This is a genomic window from Pseudoalteromonas sp. APC 3691 (genome assembly GCF_030408135.1).
In the GTDB taxonomy this organism is placed as follows: Bacteria; Pseudomonadota; Gammaproteobacteria; order Enterobacterales; family Alteromonadaceae; genus Pseudoalteromonas.
Genome location: NZ_JASDCB010000017.1, coordinates 1 through 24,838, shown reverse-complemented (window position 1 = coordinate 24,838; position 24,838 = coordinate 1). Strand labels below are relative to the sequence as shown.

The following is a 24,838-nucleotide window of genomic DNA, read 5'->3' as shown; positions in this document are numbered from 1 at the left end:
GCATCAAACTTGTTATTAATTAATCGTCATCAACAAAAAGTAGAGAACAAACATGAAAAAATTACTATTAGTTAGCGCATTAATTTGTACGTCAGCCGCTATGGCTCATAACGACAACGATTCTACAATTTCATTTAGTAATGATGAATGTAACGTCGAATTTAAAAACGATGTACGTATTAAACCAAACGAATTAGAAATTTTTACTGCCAATAATAAAACTATGCAATTTAATTCCCATGGTGACTTAACCGTTAATGGCGAGCTTGTAGCGCTTAATAGCTCACAACGCGAAGCACTGAATAAGTACTCTGATAGCTTACGCACTCAATTACCTGAAGTAGCTAATATAGCGTTAGAGGGGGTTAAAATTGCCGGTGTGGCATTAGAAGAAGTAGGCAATGCATTTAATATTGACGGCCTTGATAATATGTCTGAGCTTATGGACGACATTAAAATTGAGGTAGAAAACACATTTTACCAGCAAGGTACATTTGTAATGGGCCAACAAAGTTTTAATCAATTTGGCGAAAACTTTGAACAACAATTTGAGCAGCAGATAGAAACAGCGGTTGAATCAGCAGTAATGCAATCAATGGGCAGTATTTTAGTGGCTTTAGGTTCTGAGTTACTTGGTTCAGGCGGCGATATGGATGCCTTTGAACAACGCATGGAAAATATGGGTGCACAAATAGAAGAAAAAGTAGAGCTACATGCAAGCGCACTTGAAGAGAGAGCTAACTCTTTATGTGAAACCTTTGCTGATATTGCAAAACAAGAAGAGCAATTAGTAATGCAAGTGCCAGAGCTTAAAGGTTACCAGTTATTTAGCTTTAAACAAAATTAGTACAGCAAACGTTATTTAACATCCCTTTGGCAGCACTTAAGTTTACTTAAATGCTGCTTTTTTGTGTTTCCCAAACTTACTTTTTAGCTAATAAAGTGAGCTTACCCAGAGTAATAATGGCTTGCTCTATCTGCTCGCTCCACGGCACACCATAACTTAACCTTACGCAGCTTTTATACTTATTAGAGGCTGAAAAAATAAGCCCAGGGGTAATACTAATACCAACCTCAAGAGCAAGTAAAAATAATTTTTGACTATCGTACTCGCTTCCTAAATCTAGCCACATTACACAGCCTCCTTTTGGATCGCTTATACGTGTATTTTTTGGCATAACGTGTTGTAAACACCATCGCATACGCTCTTTGTTATCGCGCAGGCGCTGCCTGAGTACCTTTAAGTTACGGTCGTACTCGCCGCTGGCAATAAATTCTGATAACGCCCATTGATTTATTAACGAAGCGGAGCAACTTAGTGCTCGTTTATATCGCCTCGCTTGCGTTGCAAATTTACCGGCAACTAACCAACCTACACGATAGCTCGGCGCAGCCGTTTTAGAAAAAGATGAGCAACTGATCACTAATCCTTTTTTAGAATACGCTAAAGCAGGTGTGCCTCGTTTCGCCGTAAAATATAAATCGCCGTATACGTCATCTTCAATAAGCACTACGTCGAGGCTTTCGAGTAACTCCACCAGCTTCTGCCTGTTTGTATCTGGCATAAAGCTGCCTACAGGGTTGCTAATTGCTGTCGAGAATAAACACGCTTTTATGTCATGGTCATTTAAAGCTCGCTCCAAATCGCTTAACCAAATGCCATTATCTGGACACAGTGGTATTTCGAGCGCTTTAAGTCCCAAGCTTTCTATTAGCTCTATAATTCCGTGATAACAAGGAGTCTCAATAGCCACTACATCGCCTGGCTTTGTCACGCACTTAAGCGCAATAGCCATAGCCTCTTGCGCACCATTGGTGATCACAAGCTCGTCCATATCAATACCAATGCCAAAATCTAAATAGCGATGCACTAATTGTTTTTTCAGTGGTACAAACCCATCAGTTGGGCCATAATTTATGGCTTTACTGCCCGCAATTGTCATTACACGGCGCATGTTTCTGGCGAGTGCTTTATCGGTAGGTGCTGCTGCAATTGGGTTGGCGATACCAAAAGGGACTACGTTAGCTTGATGAATCGCGCTATACACCTGCTCTATTAAGGCTTGTTTATTTACCACAACAGGTTCACGACTTAATTTAACTCGCTTAGGTAAATTATGAGCCATGCTAACGACTTTTAAAAAATATCCTGATTTTTCACGCGCCTCTACCAACCCTTGATCTTCAAGTGACTGGTAAGCCTGTTTTACAGTGGGGATACTTATATTTAAGTTATCTGCCATTTTACGCAGTGATGGAAGTTTTTCGCCGGGGAGTAAAACTTGTTGAGCGCTCATATCTCTAATCAACTGAATAACTTGCTGATATAAAAACTCATGCCCTTGGCTATTTTTTTGTCTTATCATCACACACCAAATCTGTATAGGTTACATTTTTACTTTTCTGTATATGGTAAGTATACAGATAGGTCTTAAAATAGCCATTCAATCGGGCTTTGGGGACTAACCATGAAAAGTGCAGCGCTATACATTACAACCGTTTTAATTTGGGGCTCAACTTGGTTAGCCATAGAGTTTCAGTTAGGTGATATTGCGGTAGAGTTATCGTTATTTTATCGCTTTGCTATTGCAGCGCTTTTAATGTGGTTATATGTAGCGTACAAAAAACCCGACATGCGATTTAAGTTACTGGATCATGGCTTTTTTGTTTTATTAGCTATTTGTAATTTTGGATTAAATTATTTAATGCTTTACTGGGCACAAAATCACCTTACCTCAGCCATGACCTCTATTGCCTTTTCAATGTTGCTGGTTATGAACATAGTCAATACTCGGTTATTTTTTGGTAAGCCAATCTCAAAACGAATTTATACAGGTGCTGTTCTCGCTGTATTAGGTATTACGTGTCTGTTTTGGCCACAGTTACAGCAGTTCGACTTGAGTAATGGTGCGTTGGTCGGGTTACTACTTGCCCTTGGTGGCACCTTTGTGGCTTCATTAGGAAACATGGTAAGCGTTCGTAATTCTCGTAAACAAATTGGTGTATTGCAAGGCAATGCATGGGGCATGCTATACAGCGCTATAGGTTTAGCTTTATATGTATTAATGAACGATGTGCAATTTAGTTTGAATGCTCCACCAAGTTACTGGTTATCACTACTTTATCTATCAATATTTGGCACTGTAATTGCTTTTGGTTGCTATTTTGCTCTACTAAGAAATATAGGCCCTGAAAAAGCCAGCTACGTTATTGTTTTATTCCCATTAGTGGCAGTAACACTGAGTAGCTTTTTTGAAGGCTTTGAATGGCACGCAAATACCTTTGCAGGATTTAGCCTAGTGCTATTAGGTAACGCCATTGTGCTTACCCCAACAAAACGAATTAACGCCTTTTTAGCTAATAGAGCAGTAGCTAAAAGTGGCTCCGTCCCCAGTTAGACGCGTTATTAACGCAACTAACACAAAAGCGCCTACCCTACTGTAGGCGCTTTTTTATTGGCATATGAAAAAGTAAAGCCTGCCCATGCACACTAATAACGGCTGGAGTTTTACCTACCAGTTCACCATCTGCTTCAATCAATAACCCTTCAGTTTTTATAGAAGCTGTATTTAAGCGATTGTAGTTAAGGTTTTTTATATGCTGATGGCGCTTAAAAAACAACTTCATAAAGCTTATTAGATTATAAAAAAGCCCACCCGATCGCATTTGATAACACTCAAGCAGCCCATCAGTTAAATCTGCTTTTGGCGCTATTTCAAGACCACCACCAAAGTACTTATGATTAGCAAATACAGTAATTAAATTTTGATACTGCCGAGCATCGTTATTAAACGTACCTTGTAACTGCTGAGCTTGATAATAAAATAGCTCTTTAATGCTCGTCCAACTGTAATCAAAAGATGAAAAACTAGCTTTAGCATTAATCGCTTTAACTACATGAGCATCAAACCCTACCCCTGCAATATTAATAAAATAGCGGCTATTAATTTTTCCTACATCAATTGCTGTCGGTGTATTAAATAATGCCTTTCGCCAATCATCTTCTTTGCAATTAAACCCTCTCGAGAAATCATTACCTGTACCGCAAGGCAATAATGCTAACGTACAGCTACTCCCTATTAACGCATTAACCGCCAAGCTCAATGTACCGTCTCCGCCAAGTACAACTACTTTGGTAAATTTACTCAGTAGCAACCTTATTTGAGCGCAGTCATCGTTAAAGCTTCCCGTTGTAGTAAACATACAATAAGAAAAACTGCGTTTTTTACAGATGCTTTTAAGCCACATTAGTGGTTTTTCACTCTGTTTTTTTGTACTTGGTTTAATAATTATTAGTAGCGACAAGCTTTTTGTTTCCAACAATGTATTTAATAACGAATAAAAAGAGTTTAATTGAATTTTTTTAATCTGAATAACTAGTCAAAAAAGGTTGTGTAAAATGCATAAAAATAAATGTAAACACTCACAAGCATCAGTATTAAAGCAGATAAAGCCGACTTCACTGTAACTATTTATGCAAAAGCGATAATAAAAAACACTGAACCGCACGTTAATAAAACAAACAAGGATTAGTTTAACTAATCCGTCAGGCTCAATTTTTATCGTTGTCTTTTTAATCAAACAACGTGCAAAATGCACGCGATTTCAACATATACAACCCGGAGCAAAATAATGAAACCAATTAACACATTAAATCAAACAGCAGCAGCTCAAGTAGCAGTTAAACCAACTAACCGTAAAGCAAGAATGTTAGCTAAACTTAACACTATTGGTAAAAGACTAGCACTTAGCGGCGCAGCTCAATATAAATAATCACCCAACCATGATTATTTTTCGGTGCAGCGAACACTCAACCACTAAATGAAGTCACTTATTTAGCTCCCCCTTGTTTGCTGCAACCTATTTATTTTATTAAAAATTGCCTTAATTTCCCCTTATTTACAAAAAAAACCTCATTTACGTACGTTTTTTAGGCAAACAGTCATTTTGCTATTTACACAGCGGTATCACCTAAGTATTATTCTGCGTCACGGAGAGATGGCAGAGTGGTCGAATGCACCGGTCTTGAAAACCGGCATGGGTTTATAGCCCATCTAGGGTTCAAATCCCTATCTCTCCACCATATTTTAATTGGTGGCTTTTTTACTTCCATCAATACAAACGGTTATGCGTTGGAGAGGTGTCCGAGTGGCCGAAGGAGCTCCCCTGCTAAGGGAGTATAGAGTTTGTAGCTCTATCGAGGGTTCGAATCCCTCCCTCTCCACCATACTTAATTTAAACCACTTAATTGTGGTTTTTTTGTGCCTAAAATTTAACACCTATACTAAATTGGGAGGGTGAGAACCCTCGACAGGGTTCGACAAAATGTCTGGAACATTTTGGGCTGCTGCAAGCGTCGCGCAGCGATTGATTACATGGATGTAAGCAAGTCTATCCCTTCCTCTGGACCATACTTAATTTAAACCACTTAATTGTGTTTTTTTTGTACCTAAAAATTATAAAAACTAAACAAATTGTGCCTAGTAATAACTTAGGGCATTATTAACACAACTTTAGCCACTTTAGGTTTAGCTATGATCCGGTTCATATTGCTATCAGTTTGCGCGGCAGCACCATTTTTTACCTTGGCACAAAGTACAACAGTGTATAAGTGTGTAATTAAGGGCGTTCCTACCTTTAGCCAAACGCCTTGCGCTAAAGATGCACAAGTTATTACTCTTAAAGATATAAACGTAATTGAAGCATACAAAAGCTCTACGCCCGGTAAAGGTATTACCGACACCTCTGTGGATGACTTCTTAGAAGTTCAACAAATAGAGCGTGAAATAAAGCGCCTTGAGCTATCGATTGCACAAAGCCAAAAAGAATACGCAGCTAAAAAACAGCAGATAGATTACATGACTCAAGATAAAGCCAATCGTTTAGGCGCTTCGTCTATTGCTGATGCTATCGCAACTAAAACAAATTCGTTAAAACAAGCTTACGACGCATCAATTAATCAAACGCAGCAAAAAATAGAGTCATTAAAACAAAGAAAGCAGCAGCTTAGCCAAAACCCTTAAGCGCTCGTTTTACTATCGAAATAAACTGCTCAACGTCTTCTTGAGTATTATAAATATGTGGCGATACTCGTATCCCAAATTTACGAGCATCTACACTGATTTTCGCTTTATTAAGCGCTGTAAGTACATGGTCTTGCTGCTTGTTAAAAAACAAAATCACAGTCCCACTGCACTTATCATCACTCATAGGCGATACAACATATTTGCCTAGTTGCTCATGAATAAGCGTAAGCATAGCTAAATTATGATCTCTTACCTTGTGAGCGGTTAGCTCTGCAAAGTAAGCAATGCTATTTGCGGCAATAATATAAGGCGCTACGGAGGGAGTACCTCCCCAAAATTTGAGCGCATTAGCGTTATATTCAAAGTGGTTAATATCGAACTCAAATGGATTTTGATGCGAAAACCAACCCACATCTTTAGGCTTACAATACTCTATTTGGTTTTTGTTAATCCATAAATAAGCTGCACCTGGGCCACCACATAACCATTTAACGCTCGAGCCAATCATAAAGTCAGCATCAAGTACGCTTAAATCAAGCGGTATAACACCCGCTGACTGAGCAACATCAACTATTGATAAACTATTGGTTAATTTACTTATAGCTACAATATCGTATACAGGCGCCTGTACTCCTGTATTTGAATACACATGGCTTATAAAAACCAAGTCGATATCACAAGTTATATAACGCTGCCAAACATTAATATCAGTTAGGTTTTCGTGCTCTGGTATAAACATAATTTGTGCGCACTCTGGTAATGCTTTTTGCATTGCAAAGCCCATGCTCGGAAAATCACTTTGCGCCATAAGCACTTTACAATTTTTTTGCTGTAATCGAGGGTGCGACATAAGCAACTTTGTTAAGCCACTTGATAAATTAACTTGAGGACAAAACTGCGAACTAGGCGCATTAAATAACTTACTAAGTGCGCTAGTAAATTGCTCAACTGCGGGAAGCCATTGCTGCCAAGGTTCTTTACTTGAGCTCTCCCATGGTAAAAAATAGTGCTGTGCTAAATATTGCTGTGTATTTTTAAGAGGACGCCCTACCGAGTGGTTTAATAAATAACAGCCATCGGCCATACAAAAATCGTTTTTAAGCATGCTATTTAATCCATTTTTTAAGTGTATTTAGATCGTCAAAACGTGTTTTTATATCGTCGCGTTTTGCGCTGGCTCGCCTATCTCTTAGTTTTTCGAGCGAATCAAGCAATACATGAAGCGGCGGACCACTTGCTGTTACCTTACTCATATACTGCTGTTGCATATTTTTTGAAGGCTGAGCAATAAACTTTTCAACCAGTTGATTATGATGACCGACCGCGGTGTCACCATGTAATTTACACACTTGGATAAATAAATTTGCGTGGTTTTTAAACCAACCTGTATTTTTATATTGCTCTGCTTGTAAAAAGTCATCCATAAAGCTTTGCATACGCATGGCCTCTCGTAGTATTTGCTGATCCTCTGGCATCATATATAAAAACTTATCCACCAGCATTTGCGAGTAACTAGGCTCGTTTGCGCTACAAAGGCCTAGTAACATATCAATCACGTTAATACCTGCAAAGTCACCAGCATTTGCACCTCTGTAAACCTCTTTACCTACACGATACGGTTTATAATAAGGGCGAACGCAGTTAAAAAAGCGATCTGTATCGAGCTCAGAATAAAGTGCATTATTTGATTCAATAACATCTATAAGCGCTTGTTTAGCTACTTTTAATAACTCACCACACAAGGGGTGTGAAATGCCTAACGGCAGTATTTTTAATAAAGCATCACTTGCTCGTTTATAGGCCAAAATACCTTGGGTGTTGTAATCAATAAATAGCTTTTCATCGGGTAAATTAGTAAATCGTTTATAAATACCGTTAAGTGCTTTGTTATGAGTAGTTAAATGGGCGGTAGCAAAGCGAGGGGTTACGCCAATTGATGCACCAATATGCATAGCAAGCGCTGAGGCTTCTATTAGTGGAGAGGTTGTTTCTCTGCTTGGCTCAGTAATTTCATGGCGCCTACACGCTGCCATAAACAATCCTACGTTACCGAGTAAGTCAAAAGCGCTATCAAAGCCTTGATCTGTGTTGCCCTCGGCTAATAAATTGCTAATTAATGCGTTGCCTTTTTTTTCTAATTGTTGCTTTAAGGCCTCGCCTACCCCTTCTACATTTGCTTTATCGGTTTGCTGCCAATAAATCTGCTCTAATTCACTATTTAAAGTGACAAACTCTGTTCGTATCCAGTGATCGAAAATAGCGGTATGTGTGTTCATTGTTGTGCTCTATTATTTTTATAGTTAAATGCTAACAGAGTTCAATGAGGGTAAAACGCCAAAAAAATTAGTAAAAACTGCAATACTTAGCAATAATCACTACAAATATAAAAATAATTAATAAAAGCCGACAACTATGTTAGATAAAAAAGATCAGCAATTACTCGTTGCACTGCAAAGCCAAGCTCGTATGTCGGTTTCAGACTTGGCCAGTAGTATTAACCTATCGGATACACCTTGCCTAAGACGTATAAAAAAGTTAGAGCAAGAAAACATTATTACCGGCTACCACGCCGCCATAAACCCTAAAGCACTTAACCTTAATGTGTTGGTATATGCGTTTGTGCGATTAAGCCAAAACTCGGTAAGTGCTGCAGAGCAATTTGAGCAACATGTAGAAAAATTACCACATGTATTAGAGTGTTGTGTAATATCAGGGAGCTATGATTATTTATTAAAAATAATTGCACATGATCTTGAGAGCTACGAAACATTTGTAAAACATCAACTAGGTGGCTTAAGTTGTATCGCAAATATAGAATCAACAGTTGTGCTTAAACAATCATTTAGCAAAAAACAGTTACCATTATAAAAATAACCCAAATAACTTACTGTTAGCTATACTGATATTTCAAAACGATAATAATAATTGCTTGGACCTTATGTGAAAAATTTTAACTCTAAAAATCATTCTATTATTTTTTACATCATGTTTGCTTTAGCATATTTTTTAGTGGGTATAGCACTCACTAAACTTGCTTTTAATTCGCAAATAATTCCAATTTGGTTACCTGCTGGTATAGCTTTGGTCGGTTGTTATATTTGGTGGTGGCGCTTTATCCCGCCTTTATTTGTAGCTGCAATTGCATTTAATTTAAATATTTTTGATAGTTCAGCTCATGAGCTAGTCCTTGTCGGTAACTCATTTAACGAGGCAATGTATATCGCCTTTGGTGTGGTTATACAGGCAATGGTGGGCGCTGCTTTACTAAAATTTTGGCTTGGCCACCCACTACGCTTTAAAAAGCGTAAAAACATAATTTACTTTATTCTCGTCATAGCAATATTAGTCAGTTTAATTTCGGCTAACTTTGGCGTGTTCGCTCTTAGTCAATTTAACTCAGTTTACAGTATTGATAATCATTGGAAGAATGTTATTTACTGGTGGCTTGGCGATACATTAGGAGTAATAATTGCAACTCCGTTTTTACTTTCTTTATTACCACAAAAGTCTAACCAACATAATATATCGGCGTTTCCAACAATTGCAGTATGTTCTATTTTATTTGTGTCGGTTGCGGTTACAACACAGCTATACGATCAAGAAAACCGTATAAGCACAATTAAAATCGCCGAACGTGAAGTACACGTTATAGAAAATAGCCTTTATAGATATACAAATCGCAGTATTATTGCAGTGCAGAGCCTAGCAAGTCAGGTTCAATCATCTTCAACATTAAGCCAACAAGATTTTTATTCTTATGCTAGCCAATTACTAACCCAGCATGCGTTTATTCACGCTTTATCGTGGAATGCAAAAATACCTCAAGATCAACGAGACGTCTTTGCTCAAGAGATATCAAACATTTACCATTTAGATGTTGATGTAGTAGGTGAGCCTCTTGAAATTAGCGATCCCCTTGTTATAGTAAAATACATAGCTCCTTTTAATGGTAATCAAAAAGCTATTGGCTTTAATGTATTTTCAAACCCTGATCGAAAAAATTCCCTGCTTAGCCCTGCTATAAAATATATGCCCGTAGGGACTAAGATAATTCAACTAGTACAGACCAAACAGCCTAAGCCAGCTTATTTATTATTTGCTCCTGTGTATTCTCAAAGTAACGATAAAGAAACAATTAAAGGCTATGCCACAGGTGTATTTTTAGTACGAAGTATTATTGAACAAGCTATTACTAAACAGCAGTCTGATATGTTTTCGATTGGTATATATGAAGATACAAACACACCGCCGTTTTATAGTAATTACTCTCAAGATGTTCAGCAAGCCAAAGGCAGCCGTTTAATGTCGTTTGACGTGGACTTTGCAGGGCAAAAATGGATTGTAAAACTATCCCTTAAAGAAAGCTTTTTAACACAACATAATAGTCAGCTAACTTTATTATTACTCATACTTCAAGTTGCCGTATGTTCTTTAATTTTAATGGTTTTACTACTGTTTAATCAGCAACAAATAGCGCTTACACGTCAAGTTGCAGAGCGTACACACTCACTCGCACAAGCAAAACAGCAGTCCGATTTAGCTAATCAAGCTAAAAGCCAATTTTTAGCTAATATGAGCCACGAAATACGAACACCGCTCAATGCCGTTATTGGTTTTTCTTCACTTGCTCGCGAAACAGACACTGCAACTACACTCATTGGCTATTTAGATAAAATAAACTCATCATCTAAAAGTTTATTAAACTTAATTAATGACATTCTTGATATATCAAAAATAGAATCCCAAAAGTTAGTTATTGAATCTATTGCATTCGACCTAGGTGCCTTAATAACACGCATAAACAATATGTTTGAACAAAGCGCTGTTAACAAAGGTATTAAATGGCAAGTTAACTCAAAGCTACCTTTAGATACCTGGTTTATTGGTGATCCGATGCGAATTGAGCAGATATTACTTAATTTATGTAGTAACGCGATTAAATTTACAAGCCAAGGCAGCGTTACTTTAAACATAGAAACAGAGTTTACTGCCGCCAATAAAGTACAGCTTGTTATAACCATTAGGGATACCGGAATAGGTATAAAGCCAAGCCAACATAAAAAATTATTTAATGCATTTACCCAAGCTGATAGCTCTACCTCTAGGCAATTTGGTGGTACAGGGCTGGGCTTAACAATAGCAAAAGAGCTAAGCCAATTAATGGGGGGAGAAATAGCACTTGAAAGTGAAATAGATAAAGGCTCTACGTTTACATTTTCAATGCAATTAGAAACAACAGAGCCTAAAAAAGAACATGTTATTACATTTGATAATACTAATATTACTTCGCTAGACATTTTGGTCGCAGAAGACAACCCAGTGAATCAAATGGTTATTAAAGCGATGCTTGGCTCGCTGGGGATTGTGCCGTATATAGTAGAAAATGGCGAACTAGCCGTTGATATAGTTAAAAAGCAGCATTTTGACTTAGTGCTTATGGATTGCCAAATGCCTGTAATGGATGGCTATAGGGCAACGGCCCTAATCCGCCAGTTTAAAACCGAACAAGAACTCCCGATTATTGCTTTAACTGCCGACGTTATGCCAGAGGATAAAGCACATGCACAAGCCGTTGGATTTAACCAACATCTTGCAAAACCGCTTGAACTCATTAAGCTAACTGAGTGTCTTGCCCAATATGCAGTAGTTAATGAATAATAGTGATTTAATTTTAAGAATAGTTTTAAGAGTAGCTTTTGGTTTTGTTTTAAGTATTTTTTCGCATATTACCGTCGCTCAAAACTGTATATCGCAGGCAAGCGACTTTAAATTTATAACAAAAAGTAAGCAACAAGGCTTATTACGCTTTGAAAAAGAGCACAACCACCAGCGCTTTAATTACCACGCCCTTTTACCATTTAACGATTACTTAGATTTTGCATATAAACATATAAATAAAGCCAATCCACGTTCAAATATGCCATGCCCTATTATTACACAAACGTATCAGCAGTTAGTAACACAAGGTAAGCGAAAACCTGACCCTACTATTGCAGGTATTATTGCCCCTTTTGAGCTTACGCATCCAAACAGCAATAAAGTTGCGCTATTAATCCACGGACTAACTGACTCCCCCTTTACGTATCACGATTTAGCACAAGTGTATTATCAGCAAGGCTATACTGTGCGTACTATTTTATTACCAGGACATGGTAGCGCCGCAAGTGCGTTACTCAATGTAGACGTTAACCAATGGCAACAAGCAATAAAATACGGTATTGAACGCTCGGTGCAAGACTTTGATGAGGTGATACTCGCAGGTTACTCTACCGGTGCAGCGTTACTTATTGATTACGCAACTAAGCACACTGTTTCACCTAAAATTAAAGCGCTTATGCTTTATTCGCCCGGCTCTGAGCCACATAATAAGTACGGCTGGATAGCAAAGTGGATTGATGCCATACCCTTTGTTAATTGGATTGATAAAGACGCCGATGTAGACTTCGCTAAGTATGAATCATTTCCTTTAAATGCAGCGGCAGCATCATACGATGCAATGTCACTTGCAAGCGTAAGTAGTTTAAGCAAACGCCCTCCACTTAAATTACCTATTTTTAGTGTGCTTAGCGATATTGATACAACAATAGATACACGGGCCACTCTAAAGTTATTAAGTGCATTACACAAAGATAATTCAGTAAAATATAAGCCGCTCGATACTTTAGTACTTTATGGAAGCACTGATATTTTACCGCCAGACTTTGCTAGTGACTACACAGTAAATAACCCGCAATGCACAACGCCTCAATGTAAAACGGTTCATGGTATATCGCATATTGCGGTTGTTAACTCGCCGCAAAATCCACATTATGGAATTAACGCAACCTATCGTAATTGTGGCAGCTTTATTAATGACGAGTCCCTATATAAAACATGTAAAACAACTAAAAACCCACAATTAGGAGAGCGTACAAGCGCTAACTTAAAACACTATCCGGCTTTACAGCGCTTAACTTATAATCCTCATTTTACCGAGCTTAAAATGCAAATTAGTACGTTTATTAAAAACGTAGAACAGCTTAAAACAACTACAAGGTAAGTAGTCATGGGTACGTTTTCGCACCAATGGTTTAGCAGTATTAATGAGATTGATCAGGCGCAGTGGCAACGTTTATTTGGTGATGAACCATTTACTCAACATGCTTTTTTATATGCCCTTGAACAAAGCCAATGCGTAACACAAAAAAGTGGTTGGCAGCCCCATCACCTCGCTATTTTTGAAAATGATACGCTCGTTGCACTTGCACCCGGGTATTTAAAAGGTCATTCATACGGCGAGTACGTATTTGACTGGGCCTGGGCTGAGGCATACGAAAAACACGGCTTAGAGTATTATCCAAAATGGCTATCTGGCATTCCCTTTAGCCCCATTGAAGGCAAGCGTATTGCTATTGAACACGCTAACCCTAACGTTGTGTACCAATACATTACAGAGCAACTAAACATACACAGTGCTGAGCAAGGGTGGTCGGGATGGCATGTTAACTTTTGCGACCAAGCCCAAGCTACATCATTAACTGAGCAACACGCCATGTTAAGAGTAGGCGTGCAATTTCAGTGGTTTAATAAAGGTTTTGAAACCTTTGACGATTTTTTGCAAATACTTAGCTCTCGCAAACGTAAATCCCTTAAAAAAGAGCGAGCTAAAATAGCGCAACAGAATATTGATATTGAATGGCTCCAAGGAACGCAAATTACGCCCGAGATAATGCAATTGTTTTGTGAGTTTTATCAGCGTACCTACTTAAAGCGATCTGGTCATTTGGGCTATTTAAATATGGAGTTTTTTACGCTTTTACATGCCTTAATGGCTAATAGCCTCGTTATTATGCTGGCCAAAAAAGACGATAACGTGATTGCTGCAACACTTAGTTTAGTAGGTAAAAACACGCTTTATGGGCGCTACTGGGGAGCAAGTGAGGAAGTAGATTCGCTGCACTTTGAATTGTGTTATTACCAAGGTATTGAGTTTGCAATAAAGCATAAACTCAACTGTTTTCATTCGGGTGCACAAGGTGAGCACAAAATAGCACGCGGATTTGAACCCGTACTTACCTACTCTGCTCACCATATTGTTGATGGCGACTTTAGTAATGCAATAAGCGACTACTTAAAGCGTGAACGCGGCCTTATTGATATATATAAAGAGCAATGTAGCTCATTATTGCCGTTTAAAAACGAGTAACTGATTATTTGCAGGCATGGCTGTATCGCTAATAAGCGTAAGCCCTACTTGCTTAGCTAGTTGTTCAACTGCTTCAAAATCTCTTATTCCACTTGACGGATCGCGCTCTGTTAAAAAAGCACTAAAGTCATCATTACTTGGGCTGGTAAATTCACCTTGGTATTTGAATGGCCCATAAATACACAATATACCGTCGCTATTTAAGTGACGTTTAACACCGTCAAAAAAACGTTCAACTAATTGCCAACTCACAATATGAAATGTGTTTGCAGTATAAATAGCGTCAACCTTATCTACTGGCCATTCATTATTTAAATCAAGCTCAAGTGGTGCATGTAAATTAGTTAAATTAGCTTCGCGGTGCCATAAGTTAATCCCTTCGTGGTTTATAGCGCGATCACTTGTATGCCACTGTAAATGTGGTAATTGCTCTGCAAAAAAAACACTATGCTGGCCGGTTCCTGAACCGACTTCGAGTACTGTTTTAGTATTTTTTAATACAACTTTTAATTGCTCTAAAATAGGTTTTTTATTGTTTTCACAGGCTTGTGAAAATGGCTTTGTCATTACTGTGCACCAAAATTGTAGATTAATGCACAACAGTAAAGCAAATTTAGCTTATTTTGTCGTGATGAAAAAAATATAATTTTTAAACACCATAACTATCATATGGTTGAGCTGGTTCATTATGATTGGTACGTAATATGCTTTTATATAGCTAACCCACTAAAGGGTTTAACTTATATTAAATTTCAAAGGATAAAATTATGCATATACCCCCTTATACAGCTGTAGACGCAGCTATTGCTATAACCGAAAAAACCACCGACGATCATAGTTACGCCGTTGATATGAGAGCTACAGTAATCGATTTACTTTCGCACCCTAAACACAATCAACAGGCGATGACCAAACATGAAACAGATCAGATATTTATTCTTGGCTACAATTAAAACTCAAATTAGTATCGCAAATAATTTTTATAATAACTGTTTACACTGAAACCGATTAAATGTAATGATAACTATTATCGTTAACTTGAGTCGGTTTTTTTATGTATTCAAATTATGCCCAGCATCGTTACCATCAAGAACTCTCTTGCCATTGCTTAAGACCTGGCCTACATGCACCCATGCTCGTTGCCGATTACATAGAAACCGCCCTTAACGTCGCCAAAAAATTTGAGCAACAACGTAACCCCTTGCTTCAAGAGTTTTACCTTAGACGCACACACCATGAAATTATAAACAAAATGTGCGACCCTCTTATACATAATGCTATTCGTAAACAATGTCTAGAGCAGTTATACAAACCTTTATTAGCACTAAAACGGTTTTATAAAGTGCATAACAATACTGCACAATTTTTAATACTTGAGCGTGAAGCTCGTATTCTTAGTCACGAATTCAACCCTTTTTAAGGAGCACACTTATGAGCAACTTTAGAACAGAATCAGACAGCATGGGCGAGCTAAAAGTACCTACTGATGCACTCTATCAAGCGCAAACACAGCGAGCGGTTAATAACTTTGCCATTAGTGGCTTATCTATGCCAAAGCAATTTATCACTGCACTGGCTTATATAAAACAAGCTGCTGCGCAAAGTAACTGCGAGCTTAGCCATTTAAGTAAAGACAAAGCAAATGCTATTGAGCAAGCTTGTCAAAGTATTATTGATGGCGAGCATGTTGAGCATTTCCCCGTTGATATTTTTCAAACTGGTTCGGGCACAAGCTCAAATATGAATGCCAACGAAGTTATTGCAACGCTTGCTAGCCGATTAGGCAGTGAAAGCATTCACCCTAATGATGATGTAAACATGGGGCAAAGTTCTAACGATGTAGTCCCTACTGCTATCGCACTCAGTAGCGCAATAAACGTAGTGTATGAATTACTTCCTTCGCTTGAAAACTTATCGCAAAGCCTAGAAAAGAAAAAAGCTGAAGTAGGCCATATAGTTAAAACGGGCCGTACGCATTTAATGGATGCAATGCCTGTTACATTTGATCAAACACTAAGTGCATGGCAGTCACAAGTTAACCATGCCGCAGCAGGAATTAGACATAGCTTAGAGCGTGTATGCGAACTGGCACAAGGCGGTACAGCTGTTGGAACAGGAATAAATGCAGACCCTAAGTTTGCAGCCAAATTTGCAGAAAACCTGAGTGCCAATGTAGGCATTAGATTTACGCCTAGTAGTAACTTTTTTTATAACATCGGCTCACAAGACGCCATAGTAGCGCTTTCGGGGCAATTAAAAGTACTCGCTGTAGCACAAATAAAAATAGCGAACGACCTACGCTGGATGAACTCAGGACCACTTGCGGGCTTAGGCGAAATAGAGCTAGAAGCACTTCAACCGGGCTCGTCTATTATGCCTGGCAAGGTAAATCCGGTAATACCAGAAGCCGCAGCCATGGTAAGCGCACAAGTAATCGGTAACGACGCGACCATTACAGTAGCAGGCCAAGCGGGTAATTTTGAGCTAAACGTTATGCTGCCAGTCATTGCTTATAATATTTTGCAAAGCATAGAATTACTTGCCAATAGCGCACAAGCATTGGGCGATAAAGCCATTGCCAGCTTTAAAGTAAATCAGCCTAATATAGATAAAGCACTCGCTAAAAATCCAATTTTAGTGACTGCGCTCAATCCGGTGATCGGTTATGAAAAAGCAGCAAAAATAGCAAAGCAGGCTTATAAGGAAGCCCGCCCTATTATTGATGTAGCCGAACAAGAAACCGATTTACCACGCAGTGAACTCGAAAAGCTACTTAATCCCACCAAACTAACGCAGGGGGGACTTTAATAAACGATATTTTTCACGGCTTTAATTACTTGATAATATAGTTTTTATTGCCGTAAAAAATGCACCGTGTATGATAGTGATGAATATTTCATCACTATCAAGGTTTGTTATGCGTACCCCATTGTTAGCCATACTTTTACCACTTTGTTTAACTGCATGCTTAGATAAAACGCCAACTGAAACGCAGCAAGTAACAATCACCTCAGAAGCTGAAGCGCCAAAGCAAGAGCTGCAAAAGCTAAAAGAAAACACTCAATTACAAGAAAATACAAAAAATAATGTAATTGCTGAAAGCGTTTCAATAAACGATTTAAAAAACGTTTCAATAGACGATATAAAAACAGCTAAAGCCGAATTAAATACGCTAATTACAGATACGCAATGTGATACCAGCACTCAATGCAGAATAAGTGCAGTAGGCAGTCGCGCATGTGGTGGGCCAAGCAGCTTTATTGTGTACTCAACAAAATCAGCGTCTGAAAAACAAGTAGCAGCCCTTAGCGATAAAATTACTAAGCTTGAAAGTAACTATAATTCACAAAAAGGGATGATGAGCATTTGTCAGCATTTAACAACGCCAAGCACGCAGTGTGTTGAAAATAAATGTGTTAAACTTGAAGGTTCAGCGGTAAGTGCATTTTAAGGATAACGTTATGAGTTGTTTACCATCGGCAATTAAACTATCAATTTTAAGCATTGCTAGCAGCATTTTATTACTAAGTGGTTGTGCTAGTACTGTGACGTCAAATGAGCAAAGTAAAAACTTGTCTGACTTAAACTATGATCTTAGTAACATGGTGAGTAATAACAGCTGCACCGCAAGCTTTCAGTGTAAAGTACTTGAAGTGGGCGCCCGCGCATGCGGCGGACCGAGTAAGTATGCTGTTTATTCAACGCTGAACACATCTCAAGAAGAAGCAGAACAGCTTGCTCAACAAATAACAAAACAAGAAAAAATACAAAATAAAGCACAAGGCTTAACCGATTGTTCTCCTGTACTTGAAGTGCAATCGCTGTGTATTAATCACCAATGCCAGTCGTTTGATATAAAATAAAAACGGTCGCGTATAATTTAATCTCAGCGTTAACTTAAATACGGAATTAACGCTGAAATTACAACCACCAGCACCACGCAAATACCCGCTTTTATAATGTATTTCATGGGCATTGTTTTAAGCACCCAATATGCATAAATAAAACGTACAAAATAACTCGCCGCAGTACCAAACAACGCAAAAATAAGTAGATAAGCAATTAGAGTAATATTCATAATAATCTAGTGCAACTACTTAGTTTTTTTAGTGTGAGCAATTAGTAAGTCAGCTACTTGTTGTTTTACGGCTCGCTTATCATCACTTGGGACATCAAAGCGACTGGCTAGTTGCGCAATCTCATCATCATTTAAATTAAACGATAAACGTTGACGCGTTTTTTTAGATTTTACATCTAAGCCAAGTATTTTACGGATCATATCTGACGGCGTTAACTCTTGGTCAATAGCTTGCTTTTTTATCAGCTTTTGAACTTCGCTGCTTAGATCAAATGCCATTTGTGTGGCACGTACAGCTTGTTCCTGACGCAACCACTTGTCTTTAGCATCACTCACTTAGCATCTCCGGGAAACAAGTCTACAATATCAGACATTGGACGCATGAGCGTTAGCGATACTTCGGTTTCGCCGCCATCCCAAATTTCGATATTTAAACCAAAGCCTTCATTATCTGATGCTAAACAAATCATTTCACATGGCTCACCACCTTCTTGCTCATAACGAGGCAAAGTTTGGTTGCGGTAATCTTTATTATGGAAATAACACACATAAGGCGACTCGCTTTGTTGATAGCTTTTAGCTAAAAACTGCATAAAGCGCTCTGGTGTATTTTGCACTGTAATGTGGGTTAACGACTCTTCATCAAAAATACGCGCAAACTCATCAAGGCCAAATATCTCTTCAACTTCGTTTCGCTGAATTTTAATAGAAAAGTTAGCCCACTCTTCGCCGTCATCTTGCTCAATTTGTAAAAATACAACTTGGCCGCTATTTGTCTCAAGTACAAATTCAGTATCGCTGCTGTGCTGATATTGGTAAGTCTGAATATCAGTAACACGTAGCGTTTCACCTTTTAACCATGCCGGATAAGCAAATGAGTCGATAACGCTAAACATGTCGCCTTTTTTAAGCTCGCTCGGATGATTAAGCTGACGCTCTGGCTCTTTTTTAGATTTGAAAAAATTAAACATAGGAAGGCTGCCTTCTAAGCAAAAAAGGTAACTGAGCAAAACTCGGTTACCTTTTTAAAGTATAAACGTAATGGTTAGCTATTTTGCTTCGCTTTGATGCGAGCTAAAATATCAGCACTTTTTGGACTTGTGTCGCCAATGCCTGCTTGAGCCATTTTTGCTTTTAAGTCATCGCCATTTACGTCTGACTCAAGTTGCTTTGCAGCACCTAGCTGGTCGCTACGATCTTGTTGACGCTGTTTAATGCGTTCAAGCGATTGACGAGCCGATGTCATAGACGAGCTGTTTGTATTAAGTGTGCTGTTAACAGCCATTGTTGCTTGCTGTACGCTTTCAGTGGTTTTAACCATTGTAAGCTGGCGCTGATTCTCTTTAATTGATTTTTCAGCATCTTTAACTTGCTGCTTAAGCGCAACAATATGGTTACTAAAGCCAGATAATACTTGCTCGTTTTCGGCTTTTTCAGCTTCAAAGTCACCAATTTTTTCTGCAATTTCTAATGCTAACGCTTCGTTACCCTTTTCAAGCGCTTGGCCTGCATACGCTTCGTGTTCCGCGATTGATGCATCTACAGCGCTAATTTTACGCTTAGTTTGCATTTCTTTGGCCATTACTTCTGTAAGGCTTTTTTTAGCGCGGTGAAGTGCATTTTGCGCGTCTGCAATTTCTTGCTCAAAAATACGGATGCCATTTTTGTCTACAATTGCTTCACCTGCTTCACGAGCGCCGCCACGTACTGCTGTAAATAATTTTTTTAAAATACTCATAATCTTAACTCCACTAACTGGCTATTAATCGTTTAAATACAAGGTCACGGCTTCTAGTGCATCGATAGCGTTATCGGCTAATGTCACTAGTTCGTGGGTAACGTCATCTAATGATGAATTTACCGACAGTGCACCAAAAATCGCGTATTTGTTATCGATTTTAGCAAATGCACTCAGTGGAATTGGCACGTTTAAACGTAGTAATGTTTCGTTTAACTCGTTGCGTAATTCACTCTTAACTTCATCTTCGTCAAACAAGTAGCTAATACATAAAAGCTGCTCTTGTGTTTGTGTAACAAAAATTGGAAGTTCATCATTTCCATCAACAATGACTTGTAAAACATCTTGCTCGCCAGGGTTGGCAATCAAGAAAGACTCAAAGTTAGCGCCTTCAGTTTCAAAAGAAGCTAATTTTATTGAAAGTTCATTTAATTCCATGTCTCTGCCTTTTGTCGTTTGACATATTATGTCTGAGTTAAGATTCTCACGGTCGACATATTATGTCAACCATGTTTTATTAGTTTTTATATAATTCGCTTTCTATTTGCCATGCAGTTCGGTAGTAATCATACAACTGACCAGACCCTAACCTATTGACCTCAATACTTTTAATTTTCTCAAAGTAGTGGTTAGGAAATACAAAACTTGCCAATAAATATTCTTTACTAATCCACCTTGATGGCACAGGCATAGCCGTCGCATCATTAATTCGACCACTGGCGGACTGCCCCATTTTAGTGGCTATAGTCCAGCCCCACTGCCCAAACGAAGGTATGTTTTGCTGATATTGCTCAACATACCCAAACCCTGCAGCTTTAACCGTTTTGCCTATACTTAAAAACGCTTTTTTAGCGTGATAAGGTGAGGTTGATTGAACCGCCATTGCGCCATCGGGTGCTAATAACTGGCGTACATGATTATAAAAGTAGTCACTGTACATTTTATTTAGATCAGGATGGTTAGGGTCAGGTAAATCAATTAAAATAGTGTCGAACTGCTTAGATTGGTCAAGTAGCTTTTCTACTTCTAAAAATGCATCACCCACAATTATATTGGCTCGCGAGTCATGCATCGATTTATTGTTTAACTGTAGTAATCGCTTATTGATGTGCTCTGGCGGCGTAAAGTCACCATCTTTATGACCGAATAAATTGAGTAGTTGCGCGTCTAAATCTATTAGCGTTACTTCACTCACAGGCCATTTTAAAACATCTCTAAGTGCAAGCCCGTCACCACCACCAATTATTAATACACGGTCGTGTCTGTTAGAGGCAAGCATTGCAGGGTAAACCAGCATTGAATGATATATTTGCTCATCAATACTTGAGAACTGTAAACGCCCATTTAAATATAAATCGGTAATTGGCTGAGGTTGGTTTTTGCTTAAGCGCTCAGTTAATACTACGTGTTGGTATTTAGTGGCTTGTGAGTAAATTACTTTATCTTTGTATAAAACATTACTTAGATTGTTCATCCAGCTACTACCAAATACTAAAATAAAGCCAAATAATGCCAACAGCACTATATGGCAAACTAAAAGTGCCTTAGCAAAGCGCACATGAGCATGGTAGCGCCATAAAAAGGCAAGCCCCGCAATGATATTAAATAACGCCGTCCACGCTGCAGCTTGCATTATAGGCATTGATAGCATGATCGTTACCCAAATGGCTGCACCAATACCAGCACCAATATAATCGGCACCATAAATAGTCCCTGCGTTGTTTTCTAAAAAACGACCATAAACATGCTGACGAATACGCGCTATAAGCGGTATTTCCATACCAATAAATAAGCCCAGTATTAAACCAAAAACATAAGGTAGAAAACGTGACCACTCTTGTAGCTTTTGAAATACGTAACCATTAAGTACAACATCAGGGGGTAAATTAAAAATGCTCGAAAATAAATGAGGAAGAGAATAACTAACTGCTATTACACCCGCTATCGCTAAAATGCAGCCCATGCCAATTAAAGCAATAATACTTTCTAGCCAAGCAAAAGCGGTAAATGCATCTTTAAACCAACGTGCTAAAAAAGCGCCTAAGCCCATTGCGACAATCATAGTACCGATCATGGCGTAAATAGCGCTCTCTACTGAGCCAAGTACACGGCCCGCATAATGAGACAGTAAGTATTCATAAATAAGGCCGCACCCAGCAAGCACGGCCATAACAGTAATAAGTAATATATCGTGCCCAAGTAAGCGAGACTTACTTGGGCTAGTTGTGGTTGATGACACTGATTATGCGCCTAGTAATGTTGCCATAGTGATACCTACAGCAAATGATACTGCTGCAGAGATAGTAGCTACACCTACATTTTTTTGACGATTAACTTCATCGGAAATATCGCAACCAGATAAAATTATTTTAATTGTCACTAAGTGCAAAATAATAAATGCAACAAGGCTCACAACAGCGCTAATAGCCCAGTATAGTAAACTCGCATTAATATTATCAGCAGCGTAAGGTGCAACACCCGTTGCTGCTGTAATAGCTAATGCACTACCGACTAAAAATCCAGCGTAACGAATACCCACAGCTAAGTTACCATCAACAATTGCTTGTTGTAGGCAGTCGCCACTTTTATTTGTACGCTTAAATAACTGCACTCGGTACTGGCTAACAAGTAGTAATACAACGCTACCTATAATAAAGGCGGCAATTACAATTGGAAGACCATGCCAGCCATCAGTAGCCACCCATAATAGAGCTGAGCGAATAACGATAGCAACACTGACAACATGGCCAAAATCAATTATTGAAGCTGTAACGTTACCTTTAACGATTTCGTCGTGCAGACTTACCTTTCGAAGTGCTACTTTATCTTGAAAAAAGTGACCCAACTTAATAAGTACAATTGCTAATGCACCATAAGCTAACATTTGCAGTGCTTCTTGTTGCAGTGTTGCAGCAAAAGCTCCGCTACTTACACCCGTTAATACAATCGCCAGCGCCACCAAGCCAGCGGCAAAGCTAATACCAAAGGCAAAGTTATCACGCTCTGTTATTTCATCATTTGCATGTAAGTTTGAAACCCAGCCTTTTATATATTTAAGGCTTACAAATAATAAAACAATAATTGCAAAATCAATCGCCAGCGCTTGCAGCGACCACATAGTTATTCCATTAAATTCATACATATTATTCTAACTCCAACTTTATTCTTTTACTTACCACGGCTCACGCCACGAGAGGTTCTGCTACCACTATCACGCACCGATCCAGAGCTATTGCTATAACTGCTCGAACGAGAATAACTACTGCGGCTTTTTGGTGGCGTATAACTGCTGCGGCTTAAACCTGATGCACCTGTTTTCTTACTCGCATAAGGGCTTGTAAACTGTTTACCTTGGCGTTGGTATGTTTGACGCGTACGTGTTTCTAAAGCGCTTTGGGTTTTAATTTGTTTAGGGCTTGAATAACGTGAACGGCCATAGTCATTGTAATAACTATACTTTCGGCGTTTGCTCCAGCTTCCGTATTCAACACGATCAAATACATCGCCTAAAATACGGTACATTCCGTACCATTGCCAAAAGCTAATACCATTACTATTTGATTGCCAATTACCATAGTTAGGATTACCAACCATTTGGTTACCAACACCCTCACCTTCAGCTTGCTTACTAATTGCACCTACACGTGCTAAAGCACCTTTAGACATATCAGCTAGCATATTGATAGGATCGGTTAACGCATCAGAGAATAGCGTTGGTTTGGCTGCTTCACGCAACAAATCAATACTATGTAGCGTATCTTCATAAGGGGGAATTAAATAAGTACCTTTCACATCTTTAAGTCGCTGTGTTAAACCACTATAAAGTGCGCCTTGGCGCGTTGCATCAAGGGTAATTACATCAACAACCTTTGTAAGTTCTGGTTGTTGTTTTTTAAGAAGCTCGCCATATTCTTTAAGTAATACAGCATTGCGTACGCTTCCATTATCGAGTGCAGTACCAAGCTGTGACAGCTCTGTATCTGCTTTTTTAATAGACTCTTGAATTGTTTGTTGCAGCTGCTCTTCTTTAGATTGACAACCCATAAGCACTGCGAACAAACAAAACAGGCTCATAAGTTTCCAAGCTTTAATATTCGACATTCATGTCACCTGATTTACTAAATTAACTTAGCTAGTTTTACACAGGTCACTTATTAAACCAAGAATGAAATTGCAACAAAATGAGAAGAAACGAGAAGCGCTGAGATCTGAGTATAATTTAGTGAAAATATGAAGCTATATCGTGAGGTTAGGATTGAAGTTTAAGTGTTATAAGTGCGCACTTATGGTGATTCTAGCGTCGGGAGTCGCTGCGCTCACCCGACCTACGCGATGGGTGTTAATGTGAGTGTCTATTAATTGCGCGTATTTTACTTTTCTGCAGACGTAAAAAAGCCCGAATTGTTAGATCCGGGCTTTCTACAATTTGAAGCCTGGTAATGTCCTACTTTCACATAGCAAATGCTACACTATCATCGGCGCTGTTTCGTTTCACTACTGAGTTCGGCATGGAATCAGGTGGGTCCAAAACGCTATTGTCACCAAGCAAATTAGGTGCAAAGAATTAATGACAAGCACGTAGTGCTACCATTTTCTTTGCGCAAGGTGCCTCAACTTTAACGCTACGCGCTAAGAGTCACCTCTTGAATTTGGAAAATATCTGATAATATTTTTTAAGTCTTTCAGTAATATCTACTTTAGTTATATTAACTTCTTCGCTTGTTTCACTATCACATAAAACGCGTTTGGCGTTGTATGGTTAAGCCTCACGGGTAATTAGTACAAGTTAGCTTAATGGCTCACACCACTTC

At 38.6% G+C, this 24,838-nt stretch carries 26 protein-coding genes, 2 tRNA genes and 1 rRNA gene; 15 read left to right on the top strand and 14 right to left on the bottom strand.

Translation table 11 applies throughout. The features are described from left to right. Positions 1-52 precede the first annotated feature (52 nt). Positions 53-847 carry a YggN family protein gene (locus QL998_RS07725; protein ID WP_290192474.1) on the top strand — a complete coding sequence of 265 codons (795 nt, stop codon included), beginning with the start codon at positions 53-55 and terminating at the stop codon, positions 845-847. Positions 848-923: 76 nt separating this feature from the next. On the opposite strand, the gene QL998_RS07720 is transcribed toward QL998_RS07725, so the two are convergent. After that, positions 924-2,366, bottom strand: coding sequence for a PLP-dependent aminotransferase family protein (locus QL998_RS07720; RefSeq protein WP_290192473.1), 1,443 nt, complete (start codon positions 2,364-2,366; stop codon positions 924-926). 102 nt (positions 2,367-2,468) lie between these two features. Here QL998_RS07720 and QL998_RS07715 point away from each other — a divergent pair, with 102 nt between their 5' ends. Continuing rightward, the gene (locus QL998_RS07715) at positions 2,469-3,398 is read left to right on the top strand and encodes an EamA family transporter (protein WP_024599684.1); all 930 of its coding nucleotides are present in this window, start codon (positions 2,469-2,471) and stop codon (positions 3,396-3,398) included. A 37-nt stretch (positions 3,399-3,435) separates the two neighbouring features. On the opposite strand, the gene QL998_RS07710 is transcribed toward QL998_RS07715, so the two are convergent. Next, positions 3,436-4,305, bottom strand: a complete 870-nt coding sequence (locus tag QL998_RS07710; RefSeq protein ID WP_290192472.1) for a YegS/Rv2252/BmrU family lipid kinase — start codon at positions 4,303-4,305, stop codon at positions 3,436-3,438. 327 nt (positions 4,306-4,632) lie between these two features. Between QL998_RS07710 and QL998_RS07705 the strand changes: the two genes are divergently transcribed. The 4 genes from QL998_RS07705 to QL998_RS07690 all read left to right on the top strand — a co-directional run bounded on the left by QL998_RS07705 (position 4,633) and on the right by QL998_RS07690 (position 6,023). Further along, positions 4,633-4,773: a hypothetical protein gene (locus tag QL998_RS07705; protein WP_004335040.1), complete on the top strand. Its 141-nt coding sequence runs from the start codon at positions 4,633-4,635 to the stop codon at positions 4,771-4,773. A 219-nt stretch (positions 4,774-4,992) separates the two neighbouring features. Continuing rightward, positions 4,993-5,083: transfer RNA gene (locus tag QL998_RS07700), tRNA-Ser, on the top strand. A 51-nt stretch (positions 5,084-5,134) separates the two neighbouring features. Further along, positions 5,135-5,227: transfer RNA gene (locus QL998_RS07695), tRNA-Ser, on the top strand. Between the two features lie 307 nt (positions 5,228-5,534). Next, on the top strand, positions 5,535-6,023 hold the full coding sequence (locus QL998_RS07690; RefSeq protein WP_024599682.1) for an RNA-binding protein: 489 nt from the start codon (positions 5,535-5,537) through the stop codon (positions 6,021-6,023). Here QL998_RS07690 and QL998_RS07685 read toward each other — a convergent pair. Together QL998_RS07685 and QL998_RS07680 are read right to left on the bottom strand one after the other, a co-directional pair. Beyond that, a complete protein-coding gene (locus QL998_RS07685; protein ID WP_290192471.1) occupies positions 6,007-7,131 on the bottom strand; it encodes an aminotransferase class V-fold PLP-dependent enzyme in 1,125 nt (374 codons plus the stop codon). The two genes, QL998_RS07690 and QL998_RS07685, sit on opposite strands and share 17 nt — an antisense overlap. A gap of 1 nt (position 7,132) precedes the next feature. Beyond that, complete coding sequence (locus QL998_RS07680) at positions 7,133-8,302, bottom strand: monodechloroaminopyrrolnitrin synthase PrnB family protein (protein ID WP_197186300.1); 1,170 nt, start codon at positions 8,300-8,302, stop codon at positions 7,133-7,135. 136 nt (positions 8,303-8,438) lie between these two features. Between QL998_RS07680 and QL998_RS07675 the strand changes: the two genes are divergently transcribed. From QL998_RS07675 to QL998_RS07660, 4 genes are all read left to right on the top strand, one after another. Then, a complete protein-coding gene (locus QL998_RS07675) occupies positions 8,439-8,894 on the top strand; it encodes an Lrp/AsnC family transcriptional regulator (RefSeq protein ID WP_076925888.1) in 456 nt (151 codons plus the stop codon). Between the two features lie 72 nt (positions 8,895-8,966). Further along, a complete protein-coding gene (locus tag QL998_RS07670; protein WP_290192470.1) occupies positions 8,967-11,684 on the top strand; it encodes an ATP-binding protein in 2,718 nt (905 codons plus the stop codon). Next, a complete protein-coding gene (locus QL998_RS07665) occupies positions 11,677-13,065 on the top strand; it encodes an alpha/beta fold hydrolase (protein WP_290192469.1) in 1,389 nt (462 codons plus the stop codon). Before QL998_RS07670 ends, QL998_RS07665 begins: the two co-directional genes overlap by 8 nt. Positions 13,066-13,071: 6 nt before the next feature. Then, on the top strand, positions 13,072-14,211 hold the full coding sequence (locus tag QL998_RS07660) for a GNAT family N-acetyltransferase (RefSeq protein WP_182196328.1): 1,140 nt from the start codon (positions 13,072-13,074) through the stop codon (positions 14,209-14,211). Here the strand turns inward: QL998_RS07660 and QL998_RS07655 are convergent. Further along, positions 14,188-14,778 carry a DUF938 domain-containing protein gene (locus QL998_RS07655; protein ID WP_290192468.1) on the bottom strand — a complete coding sequence of 197 codons (591 nt, stop codon included), beginning with the start codon at positions 14,776-14,778 and terminating at the stop codon, positions 14,188-14,190. The two genes, QL998_RS07660 and QL998_RS07655, sit on opposite strands and share 24 nt — an antisense overlap. Before the next feature lie 200 nt (positions 14,779-14,978). Between QL998_RS07655 and QL998_RS07650 the strand changes: the two genes are divergently transcribed. From QL998_RS07650 to QL998_RS07630, 5 genes are all read left to right on the top strand, one after another. Beyond that, positions 14,979-15,164, top strand: a complete 186-nt coding sequence (locus tag QL998_RS07650) for a hypothetical protein (protein ID WP_010554833.1) — start codon at positions 14,979-14,981, stop codon at positions 15,162-15,164. 101 nt (positions 15,165-15,265) lie between these two features. After that, positions 15,266-15,631 carry a hypothetical protein gene (locus QL998_RS07645; RefSeq protein ID WP_259365604.1) on the top strand — a complete coding sequence of 122 codons (366 nt, stop codon included), beginning with the start codon at positions 15,266-15,268 and terminating at the stop codon, positions 15,629-15,631. A gap of 11 nt (positions 15,632-15,642) precedes the next feature. Next, positions 15,643-17,019, top strand: a complete 1,377-nt coding sequence (locus tag QL998_RS07640; RefSeq protein WP_290192467.1) for a class II fumarate hydratase — start codon at positions 15,643-15,645, stop codon at positions 17,017-17,019. A gap of 109 nt (positions 17,020-17,128) precedes the next feature. Then, the gene (locus QL998_RS07635; RefSeq protein ID WP_290192466.1) at positions 17,129-17,662 is read left to right on the top strand and encodes a hypothetical protein; all 534 of its coding nucleotides are present in this window, start codon (positions 17,129-17,131) and stop codon (positions 17,660-17,662) included. Positions 17,663-17,672: 10 nt separating this feature from the next. After that, positions 17,673-18,074, top strand: a complete 402-nt coding sequence (locus QL998_RS07630) for a hypothetical protein (RefSeq protein ID WP_004335077.1) — start codon at positions 17,673-17,675, stop codon at positions 18,072-18,074. Positions 18,075-18,103: 29 nt separating this feature from the next. Here the strand turns inward: QL998_RS07630 and QL998_RS07625 are convergent, their stop codons facing one another. From QL998_RS07625 to rrf, 9 genes are all read right to left on the bottom strand, one after another. After that, entirely contained in the window at positions 18,104-18,289 is a 186-nt protein-coding gene (locus tag QL998_RS07625; protein ID WP_193225444.1) for a hypothetical protein, read from the bottom strand. Positions 18,290-18,304: 15 nt separating this feature from the next. Further along, complete coding sequence (locus tag QL998_RS07620; RefSeq protein ID WP_024597423.1) at positions 18,305-18,625, bottom strand: hypothetical protein; 321 nt, start codon at positions 18,623-18,625, stop codon at positions 18,305-18,307. After that, a complete protein-coding gene (locus tag QL998_RS07615; RefSeq protein WP_024597422.1) occupies positions 18,622-19,260 on the bottom strand; it encodes a hypothetical protein in 639 nt (212 codons plus the stop codon). Before QL998_RS07615 ends, QL998_RS07620 begins: the two co-directional genes overlap by 4 nt. A 74-nt stretch (positions 19,261-19,334) precedes the next feature. Then, on the bottom strand, positions 19,335-20,027 hold the full coding sequence (locus QL998_RS07610; protein WP_290192465.1) for a PspA/IM30 family protein: 693 nt from the start codon (positions 20,025-20,027) through the stop codon (positions 19,335-19,337). A 24-nt stretch (positions 20,028-20,051) separates the two neighbouring features. Continuing rightward, entirely contained in the window at positions 20,052-20,465 is a 414-nt protein-coding gene (locus QL998_RS07605) for a DUF2170 family protein (RefSeq protein ID WP_004335098.1), read from the bottom strand. A 79-nt stretch (positions 20,466-20,544) separates the two neighbouring features. Continuing rightward, positions 20,545-22,266, bottom strand: a complete 1,722-nt coding sequence (locus QL998_RS07600) for a polyamine aminopropyltransferase (RefSeq protein ID WP_290192464.1) — start codon at positions 22,264-22,266, stop codon at positions 20,545-20,547. Between the two features lie 3 nt (positions 22,267-22,269). After that, positions 22,270-23,169, bottom strand: coding sequence for a DUF350 domain-containing protein (locus QL998_RS07595; RefSeq protein WP_024589503.1), 900 nt, complete (start codon positions 23,167-23,169; stop codon positions 22,270-22,272). A gap of 26 nt (positions 23,170-23,195) precedes the next feature. Then, positions 23,196-24,128, bottom strand: a complete 933-nt coding sequence (locus tag QL998_RS07590) for a CHAD domain-containing protein (protein ID WP_290192463.1) — start codon at positions 24,126-24,128, stop codon at positions 23,196-23,198. A gap of 330 nt (positions 24,129-24,458) precedes the next feature. Beyond that, positions 24,459-24,573: ribosomal RNA gene (rrf, locus tag QL998_RS07585) — 5S ribosomal RNA — on the bottom strand. Positions 24,574-24,838 lie beyond the last annotated feature (265 nt).

Excerpts from the sequence above, each read along its gene's own strand:
- QL998_RS07725 (WP_290192474.1), top strand. The coding sequence starts at position 53 with ATGAAAAAATTACTATTAGTTAGCGCATTAATTTGTACGTCAGCCGCT.
- QL998_RS07720 (WP_290192473.1), bottom strand. The coding sequence starts at position 2,366 with ATGATAAGACAAAAAAATAGCCAAGGGCATGAGTTTTTATATCAGCAA.
- QL998_RS07715 (WP_024599684.1), top strand. The coding sequence starts at position 2,469 with ATGAAAAGTGCAGCGCTATACATTACAACCGTTTTAATTTGGGGCTCA.
- QL998_RS07705 (WP_004335040.1), top strand. The coding sequence starts at position 4,633 with ATGAAACCAATTAACACATTAAATCAAACAGCAGCAGCTCAAGTAGCA.
- QL998_RS07690 (WP_024599682.1), top strand. The coding sequence starts at position 5,535 with ATGATCCGGTTCATATTGCTATCAGTTTGCGCGGCAGCACCATTTTTT.
- QL998_RS07685 (WP_290192471.1), bottom strand. The coding sequence starts at position 7,131 with ATGCTTAAAAACGATTTTTGTATGGCCGATGGCTGTTATTTATTAAAC.
- QL998_RS07680 (WP_197186300.1), bottom strand. The coding sequence starts at position 8,302 with ATGAACACACATACCGCTATTTTCGATCACTGGATACGAACAGAGTTT.
- QL998_RS07675 (WP_076925888.1), top strand. The coding sequence starts at position 8,439 with ATGTTAGATAAAAAAGATCAGCAATTACTCGTTGCACTGCAAAGCCAA.
- QL998_RS07665 (WP_290192469.1), top strand. The coding sequence starts at position 11,677 with ATGAATAATAGTGATTTAATTTTAAGAATAGTTTTAAGAGTAGCTTTT.
- QL998_RS07660 (WP_182196328.1), top strand. The coding sequence starts at position 13,072 with ATGGGTACGTTTTCGCACCAATGGTTTAGCAGTATTAATGAGATTGAT.
- QL998_RS07655 (WP_290192468.1), bottom strand. The coding sequence starts at position 14,778 with ATGACAAAGCCATTTTCACAAGCCTGTGAAAACAATAAAAAACCTATT.
- QL998_RS07650 (WP_010554833.1), top strand. The coding sequence starts at position 14,979 with ATGCATATACCCCCTTATACAGCTGTAGACGCAGCTATTGCTATAACC.
- QL998_RS07645 (WP_259365604.1), top strand. The coding sequence starts at position 15,266 with ATGTATTCAAATTATGCCCAGCATCGTTACCATCAAGAACTCTCTTGC.
- QL998_RS07640 (WP_290192467.1), top strand. The coding sequence starts at position 15,643 with ATGAGCAACTTTAGAACAGAATCAGACAGCATGGGCGAGCTAAAAGTA.
- QL998_RS07635 (WP_290192466.1), top strand. The coding sequence starts at position 17,129 with ATGCGTACCCCATTGTTAGCCATACTTTTACCACTTTGTTTAACTGCA.
- QL998_RS07630 (WP_004335077.1), top strand. The coding sequence starts at position 17,673 with ATGAGTTGTTTACCATCGGCAATTAAACTATCAATTTTAAGCATTGCT.
- QL998_RS07625 (WP_193225444.1), bottom strand. The coding sequence starts at position 18,289 with ATGAATATTACTCTAATTGCTTATCTACTTATTTTTGCGTTGTTTGGT.
- QL998_RS07615 (WP_024597422.1), bottom strand. The coding sequence starts at position 19,260 with ATGTTTAATTTTTTCAAATCTAAAAAAGAGCCAGAGCGTCAGCTTAAT.
- QL998_RS07610 (WP_290192465.1), bottom strand. The coding sequence starts at position 20,027 with ATGAGTATTTTAAAAAAATTATTTACAGCAGTACGTGGCGGCGCTCGT.
- QL998_RS07605 (WP_004335098.1), bottom strand. The coding sequence starts at position 20,465 with ATGGAATTAAATGAACTTTCAATAAAATTAGCTTCTTTTGAAACTGAA.
- QL998_RS07595 (WP_024589503.1), bottom strand. The coding sequence starts at position 23,169 with ATGTATGAATTTAATGGAATAACTATGTGGTCGCTGCAAGCGCTGGCG.
- QL998_RS07590 (WP_290192463.1), bottom strand. The coding sequence starts at position 24,128 with ATGTCGAATATTAAAGCTTGGAAACTTATGAGCCTGTTTTGTTTGTTC.